17 protein-coding genes are annotated in these 13184 nt (G+C 57.2%); 6 read left to right on the forward strand and 11 right to left on the reverse strand.

Annotation, left to right across the window (positions count from 1 at the left end):
• Positions 1-5: 5 nt before the first annotated feature.
• Complete coding sequence (locus BM352_RS09250; RefSeq protein WP_175500654.1) at positions 6-893, reverse strand: sulfotransferase domain-containing protein; 888 nt, start codon at positions 891-893, stop codon at positions 6-8.
• A gap of 158 nt (positions 894-1051) precedes the next feature.
• Complete coding sequence (locus tag BM352_RS09255; RefSeq protein ID WP_090215786.1) at positions 1052-2254, reverse strand: pyridoxal phosphate-dependent aminotransferase; 1203 nt, start codon at positions 2252-2254, stop codon at positions 1052-1054.
• Between the two features lie 92 nt (positions 2255-2346).
• Here BM352_RS09255 and BM352_RS09260 point away from each other — a divergent pair, with 92 nt between their 5' ends.
• From BM352_RS09260 to BM352_RS09270, 3 genes are all read left to right on the forward strand, one after another.
• The gene (locus BM352_RS09260) at positions 2347-2739 is read left to right on the forward strand and encodes a helix-turn-helix domain-containing protein (RefSeq protein WP_090215790.1); all 393 of its coding nucleotides are present in this window, start codon (positions 2347-2349) and stop codon (positions 2737-2739) included.
• A complete protein-coding gene (locus BM352_RS09265) occupies positions 2736-3014 on the forward strand; it encodes a succinate dehydrogenase assembly factor 2 (RefSeq protein WP_090215793.1) in 279 nt (92 codons plus the stop codon). Before BM352_RS09260 ends, BM352_RS09265 begins: the two co-directional genes overlap by 4 nt.
• 93 nt (positions 3015-3107) lie before the next feature.
• The gene (locus tag BM352_RS09270; protein WP_090215796.1) at positions 3108-3605 is read left to right on the forward strand and encodes a MarR family winged helix-turn-helix transcriptional regulator; all 498 of its coding nucleotides are present in this window, start codon (positions 3108-3110) and stop codon (positions 3603-3605) included.
• Here the strand turns inward: BM352_RS09270 and ccmD are convergent.
• The 4 genes from ccmD to ccmA form a co-directional block, all read right to left on the reverse strand.
• Positions 3602-3775: a heme exporter protein CcmD gene (gene ccmD / locus BM352_RS09275; RefSeq protein WP_090215799.1), complete on the reverse strand. Its 174-nt coding sequence runs from the start codon at positions 3773-3775 to the stop codon at positions 3602-3604. The two genes, BM352_RS09270 and ccmD, sit on opposite strands and share 4 nt — an antisense overlap.
• A gap of 36 nt (positions 3776-3811) precedes the next feature.
• Positions 3812-4540 (reverse strand): heme ABC transporter permease, encoded by a 729-nt coding sequence (locus BM352_RS09280; RefSeq protein WP_090215801.1) that lies wholly within the window; start codon positions 4538-4540, stop codon positions 3812-3814.
• Between the two features lie 80 nt (positions 4541-4620).
• On the reverse strand, positions 4621-5277 hold the full coding sequence (ccmB, locus tag BM352_RS09285) for a heme exporter protein CcmB (RefSeq protein WP_090215805.1): 657 nt from the start codon (positions 5275-5277) through the stop codon (positions 4621-4623).
• On the reverse strand, positions 5274-5903 hold the full coding sequence (ccmA, locus tag BM352_RS09290) for a heme ABC exporter ATP-binding protein CcmA (protein ID WP_090215809.1): 630 nt from the start codon (positions 5901-5903) through the stop codon (positions 5274-5276). The genes ccmB and ccmA overlap by 4 nt, the downstream gene beginning before the upstream one ends.
• Positions 5904-6068: 165 nt before the next feature.
• On the opposite strand from ccmA, the gene acnA reads away from it, so the two are divergent.
• The 3 genes from acnA (at position 6069) to BM352_RS09305 (ending at position 10178) form a co-directional block, all read left to right on the forward strand.
• The gene (acnA, locus tag BM352_RS09295) at positions 6069-8837 is read left to right on the forward strand and encodes an aconitate hydratase AcnA (RefSeq protein WP_090215812.1); all 2769 of its coding nucleotides are present in this window, start codon (positions 6069-6071) and stop codon (positions 8835-8837) included.
• Between the two features lie 104 nt (positions 8838-8941).
• The gene (locus tag BM352_RS09300) at positions 8942-9388 is read left to right on the forward strand and encodes a methyltransferase family protein (RefSeq protein WP_090215817.1); all 447 of its coding nucleotides are present in this window, start codon (positions 8942-8944) and stop codon (positions 9386-9388) included.
• Between the two features lie 85 nt (positions 9389-9473).
• Entirely contained in the window at positions 9474-10178 is a 705-nt protein-coding gene (locus BM352_RS09305; RefSeq protein ID WP_090215821.1) for a DUF1223 domain-containing protein, read from the forward strand.
• On the opposite strand, the gene BM352_RS09310 is transcribed toward BM352_RS09305, so the two are convergent.
• From BM352_RS09310 to BM352_RS19235, 5 genes are read right to left on the reverse strand one after another with little or no spacing between them, the layout of a single operon-like run.
• Positions 10130-11077: a lysophospholipid acyltransferase family protein gene (locus tag BM352_RS09310; RefSeq protein ID WP_090215825.1), complete on the reverse strand. Its 948-nt coding sequence runs from the start codon at positions 11075-11077 to the stop codon at positions 10130-10132. The two genes, BM352_RS09305 and BM352_RS09310, sit on opposite strands and share 49 nt — an antisense overlap.
• Before the next feature lie 3 nt (positions 11078-11080).
• Positions 11081-11944, reverse strand: a complete 864-nt coding sequence (locus BM352_RS09315) for a DMT family transporter (RefSeq protein ID WP_090215830.1) — start codon at positions 11942-11944, stop codon at positions 11081-11083.
• Complete coding sequence (nthA, locus tag BM352_RS09320) at positions 11944-12585, reverse strand: nitrile hydratase subunit alpha (protein WP_090215833.1); 642 nt, start codon at positions 12583-12585, stop codon at positions 11944-11946. The genes BM352_RS09315 and nthA overlap by 1 nt, the downstream gene beginning before the upstream one ends.
• Entirely contained in the window at positions 12575-12853 is a 279-nt protein-coding gene (locus tag BM352_RS19230) for an SH3-like domain-containing protein (protein WP_281245111.1), read from the reverse strand. Before BM352_RS19230 ends, nthA begins: the two co-directional genes overlap by 11 nt.
• Entirely contained in the window at positions 12850-13182 is a 333-nt protein-coding gene (locus BM352_RS19235) for an SH3-like domain-containing protein (RefSeq protein WP_281245112.1), read from the reverse strand. Before BM352_RS19235 ends, BM352_RS19230 begins: the two co-directional genes overlap by 4 nt.
• Positions 13183-13184 lie beyond the last annotated feature (2 nt).

The raw sequence follows: 13184 nt of genomic DNA on the forward strand, positions 1-13184 counted from the left end.
GCGATCTACGTGACCGCGTGTTCATTTGACCCATATTCCAACCATGCCCGTTCCGCGGGTTCCAGATGCGCATCCATCATAGCGTCATATGCGGCAATTTCTTGGTCTGTCAGTTTGCCGCGCCATTTCCCGCTGCTCCCGCTGTGGAAAAACTCCGAGTCGGATTTCATGAAACCCTTGCCTCCAGATGGCGCATACCGTTCTGCATTGGCTTTCATGTTATCGAAGGTCGCCACCTGAACCAGTTGCTCCATGACAGAAGTTGAATACGTGAGGCCCAGTAAGTCAGCCAGTTTGCTGAACGTGCCCGACAAGTCGCGAGTCATATCCGCGTAGTGGAAAAGGGTCACATTGTGCCTATCCGCAAGGGCGGCGGCCGCTTTGTAATGCTGAAGGATATGCGCGAGTGGCATTGCATCAGTATCGAACCCCTCGGCCCCGCCATCCAGAAAACGGCGAAACGTGATGCCATCAGTATCGTCCTCTGGATACCACAAGTCGAACCACGGCATCGGGATGTTTCGCACATGCTTGCGATACGAGAAATGCGCGTCGAGCGGGTGACGAAACACACAGATGTAATGTGCCTGATCATGCTGCGGTAGCCCGTCCATCGGTGTGTGGCTTTTCATACTGCGCCGATGCGACATTGCCTCAAGACGGGCAGCGACTTCAGTCATCTCGCGGATGCGGATATCAACCCATGGCATTCTAACCGACAACTCGGTTTCGACGTCAGGATTGCCAGACAAAAGCAGAGCTACAATCGTCTGCATCCAGGTCGTTCCGCATTTTGGAGGTGTGACGACAAAGATGTCATCGGGCCGGATCTTGACCATGTCCCAACGTCTGTTATCGGTCAGCGGGCCGAGGTAGAGCTTGCGGTTGGTCATATCGGGCATCTCCTGCGCGGCATGGCCTATATCAAATGCGAAGCACGTGCAGAAAACAACGGTAAAGAAATCGCCCGCTGGGGGGCTCGCAGACCTGATTGCGCCGACCGCGCCAAAGTGGCTAGCGGTCAGCGCAATCAGCTTAGGCCTACTTTCGGTTAGTTCAACGCGGCGCAGAATTTCTGGATGCGCGTGCAGGCTTCTTTGAGGTTTTCGTCGGAGGTCGCATAGCTGACGCGGAAGTTCGGGCTGAGGCCGAATGCGGCGCCGAAAACGACGGCAACGCCGTATTCCTCCAGCAAGGCGGTGGCGAAAATCTCGTCGTTGTCGATCTTGGTGCCAGCGGCTGTGGTCTTGCCAATGCAGCCTGCAATGGACGGGTAAACGTAAAATGCGCCTTCTGGGGTCGGGCAGGAGATACCTTCTGCCGCGTTCAACATTTCCACGACCATATTGCGACGGCGGACGAAAGTTTCATTGTTCGGCCCAAGGAAATCCTGCGTGCCGTTCAAGGCCTCAACCGCCGCCCATTGCGAGATGGAGCAAGGGTTCGACGTGGATTGCGACTGGATTTTGCGCATAGCACCGATCAGTTTCTCGGGGCCCGCGGCATAGCCAATGCGCCAGCCCGTCATCGCATAGGCCTTGGAGACCCCATTGCAGGTCAGCGTACGATCATAAAGTGCGGGTTCGACCTGAGCAGGTGTGCAGAACTCGAACCCGTCATAGGCGAGGTGCTCGTACATGTCGTCGGTCATCACCCAGACATGAGGATGGCGCATTAGCACGTCGGTGAGCTCTTTCAGCTCCTCCCACGTGTAGCCCGCGCCGGTCGGGTTGGAGGGGGAATTGAAGATCAACCATTTGGTCTTGGGTGTGATCGCAGCCTCAAGCTGGTCGGCCGTTAACTTGAAATTCGTCTGGATCGAGGCTTCTGCGATCACCGGTGTGCCGCCAGCCAGCAGCACCATGTCAGGATAGGACACCCAATATGGGGCTGGGATTACGACCTCGTCGCCCTCATTCAGCGTCGCCATCAGCGCATTGTAGAGGATCTGCTTTCCGCCCGTGCCGACACTCACCTGCGCCGGGATGTAATCCAGCCCGTTGTCGCGCTTGAACTTGGCGCAAATCGCTTCCTTCAGCTCGGGAATGCCATCAGGGGCCGTGTATTTGGTTTTGCCAGCAGAGATTGCCGCGACCGCGGCGTCCTTGATGTTTTGAGGCGTGTCGAAGTCAGGCTCGCCGGCGCCAAGGCCGATCACGTCTTTGCCTGCGCGCTTCAGTTCCGCTGCCTTTTGGGTCACCGCGATGGTCGGCGACGGTTTTACACGGGAAAGGGTCTCGGAGAGGAAGGACATGTGACGCCTCGTCTGGTTGAACATTGGACATGAGGGTCTTACGGATAGGGCCCAACGCAATCAAGCGATAACGCCTATGCTAGGAGTTCAATATGGTCGTCGATGACACCTATTTCAGCAACGAGAACGCCACCTTCGGAGATCGTGTCGCAGCCGCTCGTGACGCCCAAGGGTTATCGCAGGAGGAGTTTGCGAAAAAGCTGGGTGTGAAACTGAAGACTGTGCGTGGCTGGGAAGACGATGTGGATGAGCCGCGCGCCAACAAATTGTCAATGATGTCGGGCATGCTCAACGTCTCCATGCGCTGGTTGTTGACGGGGGAAGGCGACGGCTTGGGCGCACCTGAAGGCGACGTGGAAGTCTCGGGTGATGTGAAGGACGTCTTGCTGGAGATGCGCCGCACCAAGGCCGAGTTCAGCCGCCTGTCCGACCATCTCGGCCGTTTGGAGAAGAAATTAGGCAAGCTATTGAGGACGCCGGAATGAAAGAGTTGGGCCCAGAGGGTGAGCTGCGTGAAACGAAGATTCGCCGATTGAAGCTGCGCTCTATGCGCCGCGGAATCAAAGAGATGGATCTGATTTTGGGTGGCTTCGCGACACATGGTTTGGAGTCGCTCTCGGACGGGGAACTTGCCCTGTATGACGAGATGCTAAGCGAGAGCGATCACGACATGTACCAATGGGCATCCGGGCAGACCGCTGCGCCGGAGCGCTTCGCAGCTTTGATAGAAAAAGCGGTCAAAGGGGCGAACATCGCTTAGCGAATGTTTTCGAGAAGTTTTGCGCATTTAACCGTTTCTTGGTGATTCTCCGGCTAGTTCGACTGTGCGAGCAGATGCAGTCGGAGACACAACATGAGCATTCATAACCCCGTTGCCAGCCCAAAGGCCCGCATATTCATGGCGGGTTATCTGGAAAGTTTGGCGCTGGTGGAGCGTTTGCACCGCCTTCTTCTGGACGTCATCAAGGACGAGTTTGAACGATTGGGAATTCTGGACATCAACTCTGTTCAGGCGCTGCTGTTGTTCAATATCGGGGAGAACGAAGTGACCGCGGGCGAGCTTAAATCGCGCGGTTACTATCAGGGCTCCAACGTCTCATATAACCTCAAGAAGCTCGTTGAGATGGGGTATATGCACCACCAACGCTGTGAGATAGACCGCCGATCCGTGCGGGTGCGCCTGACCGAAAAAGGGCGCGAAGTGCGTAAGCATGTCACGGACTTGTTTGAGCGACACGCAATCGGGCTCGAAGAAAATGGCATCCTTGGCAATGATGGCATTGATACCATCAATCACTCGCTCCACAGGATGGAGCGGTATTGGTCGGATCAAATCCGGTACATCTATTAGGAGGCTGGCGCGGCTGCTTTCGCGCTTTCGCGCCGTGCTTCGATCTCCGCAAGGCGGGCTTTGGCCTGACGGGATTGCCAGAAGGACAAAGCGACAAGCACGATGAGGATCAGAATGGAAATGGCGTAGGCGGACAAAACTGTATCTGCGTATTTTCCAAGATCAGGCATTCTGTGTCCTTACATGATTTGTCCGGCGGTATCGGCCTAGCTCAAGCGTTCCCGAGAGATTAGCGCGCTTGCACGCCGAGTGCGAATTTCTGTCCGTGTGCGCAGCAAAACCAATGCCAAGAACAGCAACACAAATCCAGCTATGGAAACAAGAAGTGGCAGGTAAAAGACGTCAGCGACGTTCTCTTCTTTATCCAGCGACAATGACGCCCCCTGGTGCAGTCCTTGGTTCCAGAAATTCACGGCATACCGAGACAGCAAGGCAAAGACTGACCCCACAAGGCACAAGACCGACGTGAGGTCGGCGGCGGTATCTGGGTTCTCGATAGCGGCCCAAAGCGCCATGTAGCCTAGATAAAAGAGGAACAGGATCAGGAACGACGTCAAACGCGGGTCCCAGGCCCAGTAGGTGCCCCACATCGGTTGGCCCCAGATCGCGCCAGTGACGAGTGCGATTAGGGTCATGGTCAGCCCGATTGGTGCCGCCGCTTTCGCAGCAAGTGCCGAGACATGGTGGCGGCGCACCAGCCAGATAAGCGAAGTGACCAGCATCATAAGCCAGGCATTGATCGCCATCAGTGCACTTGGCACATGCAGGTAGATGATCTTAACGGTAGAGCCTTGGCGGTAATCATCAGGCGTGAAGAAGAACCCCCATACGAGCCCGATAATCAGGCACGCCAGAGATAATGCAGTGACCGCAGGCAAAAGCTTGCCTGACGTCTGCATGAAGCGGGTCGGATTTGCATATTCCCAGATCGACATATGACACTGTTATTGGATGGCTTTGCGCGGGGCAATGGGATTTCAGGCGGGCCAAATGTCACGTCTGTGTGGGGCGAGGCCTAACGCAGGTTCATCCTCAGAGCGGCGGCGGACGCGAAGGGCAGGAGGGCGGCGCATCCTGCAGTGATCGCGGCCAGGAATAACAGGGCCGATGTGGCTGACAGCCCTTCGGTGCCGCGCCGAACCGCTTCGGCACCGAAAATCAACGTCGGCATGTAAAGCGGAAGAACCAATAGCGAGACCAGCAGACCACCACGTTTCAGGCCGACGGTTAGGGCTGCGCCAAATGTGCCAAGCATAGAGAGTGCAGGCGTGCCCAAGGCCAAAGAGGCCACGAGCCAGAAGGTTGCGCCGCTTGGCATGCTCAGTAAAACCCCAAGAAACGGCGCCGCAAGGGTCAGCGGCAATCCGGTGGTCAACCAGTGTGACAATGCCTTCAGTGTGGCGGCGGCTTCGAGCGGAAGTGGCGCAGTGGCGAGCAGATCAAGTGTGCCATCCTCGTAATCGAGCTGGAAAATACGGTCGAGAGAAAGAAGGCAGGACAGCAATGCGCCGACCCACAGGATGCCCGGTGCGATGCGAGACAGGATGTCCGAGTTTGGTCCGACCCCGAACGGCACCAGCACAACCAAGATCAGAAAAAATGCGAGGCCAAGGCCAAAACCGCCACCTGCTCGGATCGCAAGTCTCAGGTCGCGGCGGAGCAAGGCTATCATTGCAATGCCTCGTCAAGAAACGGATCATCGGAGGGGGCGTCTTGCAGCACTGCGCGAAAGGGCGACAGATCGAGGGTACGCGCATTGGGCAATCCAAGGTCTATATGCGTTGCCAGAATGGCAGAGCCGCCTTGTGCCAAGTGCTGCGTGATTGCGGCGGCGAAGCGGGCCACGTTTTCTGCATCCAAAGACACTGTTGGTTCGTCCAAGGCCCAGATCGCACGGCCTGTCAGCATCAGTCGCGACAAGGACAGCCGCCGTTTTTGTCCAGCCGACAGATCCTGCGCGCGTCGGGTGAGCAACGGGGCAAGGTCAAAGGCATCAATCGCGGGTAGAATGTCACCCGTTCCAAAGATGTCGGCCCAAAATTGCAGGTTCTCCTCGACGCTCAATTGCGCTTTCAACCCGTCGGCATGGGCGGCGTAGGCCACATCTTCTGTCGAAAATCCCAAGCGTCCAGAAACAGGCGGCGTGAGGCCGGCCAAACAGCGTAGCAATGTCGTCTTACCTGCGCCATTCGGCGCGCGCAGGATCAACGCTTCACCGGCAGCGACCTGGAAGGTTACCCCGGTGAGCACGGTCACCTCGCCACGTCGGCATGCCAGATTTTCGACACCAAATCTCATCAAAACAGGCCTAGCGCATCGGTTGCGCGGCGAAAACAGGTAAAAATGTATGCAATAGTATACAAAAAATGCTACAAGGGCATTATGCCCCCTTGATCGCCAATAAAACTTGGGGCATGACCGCGCCAGAAACCACTTTCTATGTCAATTTCGGGAGTCCCAGCTATGCCTATCGTCGTCGGACAAGACACCGCCAAGACCCGCCGCACCCTAAGTGCCGGTGGTAAAACCTTCGCCTACTACTCCATCAAAGCAGCTGAAGAAGCTGGCTTGGGTGATTTCTCGAAGCTGCCTGCGGCATTGAAAGTGGTGCTGGAGAACATGCTGCGCTTTGAAGATGGCAAGACAGTGCATGTCGAAGACATCAAGGCATTTGCGGAGTGGGCCAAAAAAGGCGGCAAGAACCCTAAAGAGATCGCATACCGCCCTGCGCGCATCTTGCTGCAAGACTTCACTGGCGTTCCCGCAGTGGTTGACTTGGCCGCAATGCGCGACGGTTTGAAAAACCTTGGCGGCGACCCAGAAAAGATTAACCCGCTGAACCCGGTTGATCTGGTCATCGACCACTCGGTGATGATCGATGAGTTCGGCAACCCGCGCGCGTTCCAGATGAACGTCGACCGCGAATACGAGCGCAACATGGAGCGCTACACCTTCCTGAAATGGGGCCAGTCAGCGTTTAACAACTTCCGCGTTGTTCCACCCGGCACCGGCATCTGTCACCAAGTCAACCTTGAATATCTGTCCAAGACCGTTTGGTCGGACACAGACCAAGGCGGCGAGATGGTTGCGTATCCTGACACTCTGGTTGGCACTGACTCTCACACCACCATGGTAAACGGCGCGGCTGTTCTGGGCTGGGGCGTTGGCGGTATCGAGGCTGAAGCCGCGATGTTGGGCCAACCGATCTCGATGTTGATCCCAGAGGTTATCGGCTTCGAACTGACAGGCGCTATGGTGGAGGGCACCACCGGGACCGACCTCGTGCTGAAAGTGGTTGAGATGCTGCGTGCCAAGGGTGTTGTTGGGAAGTTCGTGGAATTTTACGGTGCGGGCCTCGACACGCTGCCACTGGCAGACCGTGCGACCATCGCGAACATGGCACCAGAATATGGTGCGACCTGTGGCTTCTTCCCGATCGACAACGAGACGCTGCGCTACCTGACCAATACGGGCCGTGAAGAAGAAACGATCGCGCTGGTTGAAGCTTATGCCAAAGAGAACGGCTTCTGGCGCGGCGACGATTACGCGCCGATCTACACCGATACTTTGAGCCTTGATATGGGCACCATCGTTCCGGCAATCTCGGGCCCGAAACGCCCGCAGGACTACATCGCGCTTGATCAAGCGGCAAAAGCATTCGGCGAATACATCAAAGGTCAACGCCCCGAGAAAAGCGCGCCGACAGACGAGAAAAATGAATGGACAGACGAGGGCGGACAACCGGCACCCGCGCACATCCCGGGTGATGTGGGTCACCACAAATCCCACGCCGTTAAAGGTCAGGACTACCGGCTACATGACGGCTCCATCGTGATTGCGTCGATCACATCGTGCACCAACACCTCGAACCCCTATGTGATGATCGGGGCAGGGCTTGTTGCACGCAAGGCGCGTGCGTTGGGTCTGACCCGCAAGCCTTGGGTGAAGACGTCGCTGGCACCCGGATCTCAGGTGGTTTCGGCCTATCTGGAAGCCGCAAACCTGCAAGAGGATCTGGACGCCATCGGCTTCAACCTCGTCGGTTACGGCTGCACCACCTGTATCGGCAACTCCGGCCCCATCGCGCCGGAACTGTCGGAAGCCGTCAACGAGGGCGACTTGATTGCAACCTCGGTGTTGTCGGGGAACCGCAACTTCGAAGGGCGCATCAGCCCCGACGTGCGTGCAAACTACCTCGCCTCACCCCCGCTGGTTGTGGCCTACGCACTGGCTGGCGACATGAATATCGACATCGCGAAGGACCCGCTGGGCCAAGACAAGGACGGCAATGACGTCTACCTGAAAGACATCTGGCCAACCTCTAAGGAAGTCGCGGATCTGGTCGAACAAACCGTAACCCGCGAAGCATTCCGCGAAAAATATGCCGACGTGTTCAAAGGCGACGACAAGTGGCAGAGTGTGGAGACGACGGACAGCCTGACTTACGATTGGCCTGCGACATCCACCTATGTGCAAAACCCACCATACTTCCAAGGTATGGCGGCACAGCCGGGTGTGATCTCTGACGTCAAGGGTGCAAAGGTACTGGCGGTTCTGGGAGACATGATCACAACCGACCACATTTCTCCGGCGGGTTCTTTCGCGCAATCCAGCCCTGCTGGTAAATACCTGACCGACCGCCAGGTGGCCCCACGCGAGTTCAACTCTTACGGTTCGCGCCGCGGTAACCACGAAATCATGATGCGCGGCACGTTCGCCAACATCCGCATCAAGAACGAAATGCTGGATGGCGTGGAAGGTGGTTACACCAAAGGGCCAAACGGCAACCAAGAGTCGATCTTTGACGCGGCCATGGAATATCAGGCACAAGGCACTCCGCTGGTCATCTTCGGGGGCGAGCAATACGGCGCTGGATCCTCGCGTGACTGGGCTGCCAAAGGCACTGCATTGCTGGGCGTCAAGGCTGTGATCGCCGAAAGCTTCGAGCGTATTCACCGCTCCAACCTCGTTGGTATGGGTGTTATCCCGTTTGAGTTTACCGGCGGCGACACTCGCAAATCTCTGGGTCTAACGGGCGACGAGACTGTGAACATCACTGGTCTCGAAGGTGACTTGCAGCCACTGTCCGAAGTGCCTTGCGAAATCACGATGGCAGACGGCACGGTAAAAACCATCACGCTGAAATGCCGGATCGATACCGCAATCGAGAAGGAATACATCGAGCACGGTGGCGTTCTTCACTACGTGCTACGCGATCTGGCTGCGGCCTGATCTAGATAGAAAAACCAAAAAAGGCCGCTGCGAGAGAGTCGCGGCGGCCTTTTTGTGTTCCAAGTATATATTGTGTCCAAGCAAACGAAACTGAGTGACGGATCATGAGCAAGTTCCCGGATATCCCTCCTGTTTGGCTGACAGGGTTCATTGCTTTGAGCTGGTTCTTGGCGCGGCTCGCCCCTGCAGGCTTTAGCTATGGCCTGCCGCGCGCTCTGGGTTGGGGTTTGATGGCCGTTGGATTGCTTCTGATCGTCTGGTCAGCCATTTGGTTCTGGCGTCGAAAAACGACGATTGAACCGCACCATGCGCCTACGGCCTTGATAGTTGAAGGCCCGTACCGGCTGTCCCGCAATCCGATCTATCTTGGAATGGCTTTGATTTTGAGCGGTGTAATCGTATGGATGGGGCAGGCTGCTGGCTTTATCCTGATCCCGATTTTCGTGACCGTCATCAATCGTCGTTTTGTGATCCCTGAAGAAGCGATGCTGCGCAAGGTTTTTGGCACCTCTGCAGAGGCTTACTTGCAGGCGACGCGGCGATGGATCTGACATACTGCTCGCAAAGGGTTGATTGGCGCGTGGTTGAGTGACAGCCTAAGTAAACAAGCGGGCCCAATGGAACACCGAGATTGAGATGATCAAACGACTGACTTCTACAGCACTAACCTCATTGACCATCGCGCTAGCGGTGCCAGCCCATGCTGATGGCCCAGTCGTTGTGGAGCTGTTCACGTCTCAAGGCTGTTCGTCCTGCCCGCCAGCGGATGTCTTGTTGGGGGAATTGGCGAACAGGCAAGATGTGATCGCACTGGCGCTTCATGTCGACTATTGGGATTATCTGGGTTGGGTTGACGAGTTTGCCCAACCTGCGCACACCGCCCGCCAGCGCGGATATGCGCGCGCTGCAAACAGCACGATGATCTACACCCCCCAGATGGTTGTTGAAGGTCAGGAGCAGATCGTTGGCACCAAAGGCATGAAGCTTGCCGAGCATATCGATAGGCACAAATCGCGCCCGTCACGTGTGAAATTGACGTTGAACCGCGACGGGGCTGGAAAAGTGCGCATTTTGGCGCAGGCGGCGGGCGAGGTAACTCGCAAAATGTTGGTCCAGGTCGTGCGTTACATGCCCGAAAAGATCGTGGACATTCGCTCGGGCGAGAACGCAGGCAAATCGATGACCTATCACAACATCGTCGAGAGCATTGTATCTGTGGCGGACTGGGATGGAAAAACGCAGCTTGACGTGAAAGCCGACGCCGCTGGTGAGAACCCCGTCGTAGTATTGATTCAGGAAGGGTCGTCCGGCCCCATCTTGGCAGCCGCGCGGATCGACTGACGCAATTCCGCTTGCTCTGGTTTCCAGCGACGGTGAATCCAGAACCACTGCTCCATATGGTTGCGCACCAATGCCTCCAACGAGTCGTTGAGAGCTTGTGTCATTTCAACTGGCGTCGAATGTGGGATAGGGGCCTCGCAAATGACCACGAAATCTAGCCCGTTCGGCTGACGCACGCCGTAAACCGGCACAACCAAAGCATCGTATTTGAGTGCAAGTTCGGCGGCTGACAATGCGGTCGGCGCGGGTTTGCCGAAGAATGTCAGATCTTCTCCATCCCACATATATTGGTCCATTAAGAAACCAGCCATACCGCCGGAGCGCAAGAACCTGATCAAGCCAGCCAAACCCTGCCGCCCGCGCGGGAAGACGGGGGTGCCCACTTTGCTGATCGCAGCCACGTAATGCGGATTGAAGAATGCGTTGTTCATCTCGCGATACAGCGCGCCCACATTAAAGCCAGCGGCAATCAAAGCCGCTCTGGGCGCGTCGTAGTTGCCGAAATGACCAGTCACCAGGACAACCGGGCGTCCTTCGGCATGAGCCTTGCGCAGCGCTTCAACGCCCTCGCCAGTCAGAGGTGCGTGTTTGAAGCGGTCTGTAAAGCCTTTGCCCGAATAGATCTCGATCAGCGTTCGGCCAGCATTGTCCGGCACCGCGCGGGCAAGGCGGTCCACTTCGGCTTGAGACAGCTCAGGGCAGACATATTCGAGGTTTTCGCGCACGCGCTTGGAGTAGCCAGCCAGCGGGGCGACGATCCGTGATACGATCCAACCTGCCAACGGTACACGCCACTTATACGGCACCGCTAAGGCCAAGCCGATAACGCCACGAATAGCGAGGTATGAGACGAATTCGCTTACTCCGCGACGTCCCTGTGCTGTGCTGCCTAGTGCCATGTGTTAACCGGTTTTAACCCGTGTTTCCCGGTGCCAGACATAAAGCCCGGCCCCGACGATAACAAGCGCCCCGATGTAAACCGGGCCGTCTGGGAAATTGCCGAAGAACACCACGCCCCACACGCTGGAGAATATCAGCGCCACGTACGTAAATGGTGCGAGGATCGACGCCGGCGCCATTGAGAGGGCACGGATCAACAGGAGCTGGCCCATAGTGCCCAAGAGGCCAACGCCCAGCATGTAGGGTAAGTCGGATGGCTCCAGAGGTTGCCAGAAAAACGGCACCATCAGGCACAGAACCAGCGTGGCGACTGTTCCGGTGTAGAACAGGGACGTCCAGACGTCCTCACCCCGTCCGGCATAGCGGGTGGCGAGCGCATAGGTGGAGTAGCAGATGGTCCCACAAATCGTGAGTAGGGCGTAGGGCGTGAAAGCCTCGGTTCCGGGACGCAACACGATCATCGCCCCGAGTAAGGCCACGGCCGCCGCAGCCGCACGGCGTGCCCCAAAAGTTTCACCAAGGAAGACCGCCGCGCCGACCATGATGAAAATCGGGCTGATCTGCATTAGTGCGGTGGTCTCGATCAGGGACATCTTCTTGAAGCCGAAGAAGAAAAATCCGGTTGTGCCAAGAAGCGCGAAGGCTCTGAACACCTGCAAGCCAAGTCGTTGCGTCTGAACGACCGAACGCAATCGCGGCGAAATGATTAGGGTAACGACCACCATCTGCACGGTGTAGCGCGCCCAAAGAGTTTGCACCGTATCGACACGGGTGGATAGCGCTTTGGCGCAGACATCCATCAGCGTGAACATAAGGGTGGCCGCGATCATCAAAGCGATACCGCGGGCGACGTTATTGGCGGGCATCAGGGCGCTTTAGGCAGGCCAGTGCCGATCATAGAGTCGCGTGTGACCAGTCGAGCCAATTGCGCGGCGTCCATCCCGTCGGTGCCTTCAGGTCGCGCGGGAAGCACGATATAGCGCATGTCAGCCGTGCTGTCGTGAACGCGTAGGGTCATATCGGCGGGTAAGTCGACGCCGAACTCGCGCAAGACTGCACGCGGTTCGCGCACAGCACGAGATCGGTATTCGCGGGTTTTGTACCAATCTGGTGGCAGGCCCAGCAAGTTGCGCGGATAGCAAGAACATAGCGTACAAACGATCAGATTATGCGTGTCGGTGGTGTTCTCGACGGCGACCAGATGCATAGGGCCGATGTCGAACCCCATTTCGCGTGCGGCATCGGAGCCGTTCTCAAGCAGGCGCGCCTTAAAGTCAGGCTCGGTCCACGCGCGCGCCACGACGGCTGCACCGTTCGCAGGGCTACGTGCGTCCATCGCGTCGATCTGCGCTTGTATTTGCGCCGCGGTCAGTTCGCCCTTTTCTACCATCAATTCACGGATGGCGACTTCCATGGTCTGCCAATAGCTCAGTGCCCCGTCATTGTCCTTGCGGTACGGATGGCCCGAAGGGGACAGGTGGTCATGGTCGTGATGATCATGTGGCATCTTGGTCGATCCAATGCTCGTAGATTTCGGCGTCCAGCGTATCTTGCGGGGCTTCCGCGTCGGGCCAGATATGACCCATTTCAAACCGCACGCGGTACAGTGTGCGCGTCGGGGCAGGGACCATATAGGCCAGCTGTTCTGGGTTCTTGAAGGGTCCAAGCACGCGTTCCACGACCCCGGTTTTGCCGCGCAGATAATGCGGCGTGCGGATGTGGCCAAGGGGCGACATTGCCTTGATTTGAACCCTTGCGCCCACTGGATAGGTCACGATTGCACCGCACCGTAGGTGTCGCCACGCGCCTTAATCTCTTCCATCTTGGTGCCGATTTCTTCGAGCGAATAGACGCCTGCCTCGACCAAATTCTGGTTCAGCGCGGCAACCCAGCGTTCGTAGTATGTCATGCTTTCGAAGGCAGCTTCGCCCATGTCTTCCAACGCACGGCGCAGCCCGTCCACGGTGAAATGCCCGCGTTGCTGGCCAAGGATGACCAAAGCATCCACACGCTTTTCCCAGATGGCGAAGTCGTGCCCGTCCATCGGGATAGGCCCGGCGGCGGCGCCTCCCATATCGTGCCAGCGGTGTGTGGGATCATCCATGT

This window comes from Litoreibacter janthinus (genome assembly GCF_900111945.1).
Classification (GTDB): Bacteria; Pseudomonadota; Alphaproteobacteria; order Rhodobacterales; family Rhodobacteraceae; genus Litoreibacter; species Litoreibacter janthinus.

Excerpts from the sequence above, each read along its gene's own strand:
- ccmB (WP_090215805.1), bottom strand. The coding sequence starts at position 5,277 with ATGATAGCCTTGCTCCGCCGCGACCTGAGACTTGCGATCCGAGCAGGT.
- ccmA (WP_090215809.1), bottom strand. The coding sequence starts at position 5,903 with ATGAGATTTGGTGTCGAAAATCTGGCATGCCGACGTGGCGAGGTGACC.
- BM352_RS09265 (WP_090215793.1), top strand. The coding sequence starts at position 2,736 with ATGAAAGAGTTGGGCCCAGAGGGTGAGCTGCGTGAAACGAAGATTCGC.
- BM352_RS09300 (WP_090215817.1), top strand. The coding sequence starts at position 8,942 with ATGAGCAAGTTCCCGGATATCCCTCCTGTTTGGCTGACAGGGTTCATT.
- BM352_RS09310 (WP_090215825.1), bottom strand. The coding sequence starts at position 11,077 with ATGGCACTAGGCAGCACAGCACAGGGACGTCGCGGAGTAAGCGAATTC.
- BM352_RS09305 (WP_090215821.1), top strand. The coding sequence starts at position 9,474 with ATGATCAAACGACTGACTTCTACAGCACTAACCTCATTGACCATCGCG.
- BM352_RS09280 (WP_090215801.1), bottom strand. The coding sequence starts at position 4,540 with ATGTCGATCTGGGAATATGCAAATCCGACCCGCTTCATGCAGACGTCA.
- BM352_RS09315 (WP_090215830.1), bottom strand. The coding sequence starts at position 11,944 with ATGCCCGCCAATAACGTCGCCCGCGGTATCGCTTTGATGATCGCGGCC.
- ccmD (WP_090215799.1), bottom strand. The coding sequence starts at position 3,775 with ATGCCTGATCTTGGAAAATACGCAGATACAGTTTTGTCCGCCTACGCC.
- BM352_RS09250 (WP_175500654.1), bottom strand. The coding sequence starts at position 893 with ATGACCAACCGCAAGCTCTACCTCGGCCCGCTGACCGATAACAGACGT.
- BM352_RS09270 (WP_090215796.1), top strand. The coding sequence starts at position 3,108 with ATGAGCATTCATAACCCCGTTGCCAGCCCAAAGGCCCGCATATTCATG.
- acnA (WP_090215812.1), top strand. The coding sequence starts at position 6,069 with ATGCCTATCGTCGTCGGACAAGACACCGCCAAGACCCGCCGCACCCTA.
- BM352_RS19235 (WP_281245112.1), bottom strand. The coding sequence starts at position 13,182 with ATGGATGATCCCACACACCGCTGGCACGATATGGGAGGCGCCGCCGCC.
- nthA (WP_090215833.1), bottom strand. The coding sequence starts at position 12,585 with ATGCCACATGATCATCACGACCATGACCACCTGTCCCCTTCGGGCCAT.
- BM352_RS09260 (WP_090215790.1), top strand. The coding sequence starts at position 2,347 with ATGGTCGTCGATGACACCTATTTCAGCAACGAGAACGCCACCTTCGGA.
- BM352_RS09255 (WP_090215786.1), bottom strand. The coding sequence starts at position 2,254 with ATGTCCTTCCTCTCCGAGACCCTTTCCCGTGTAAAACCGTCGCCGACC.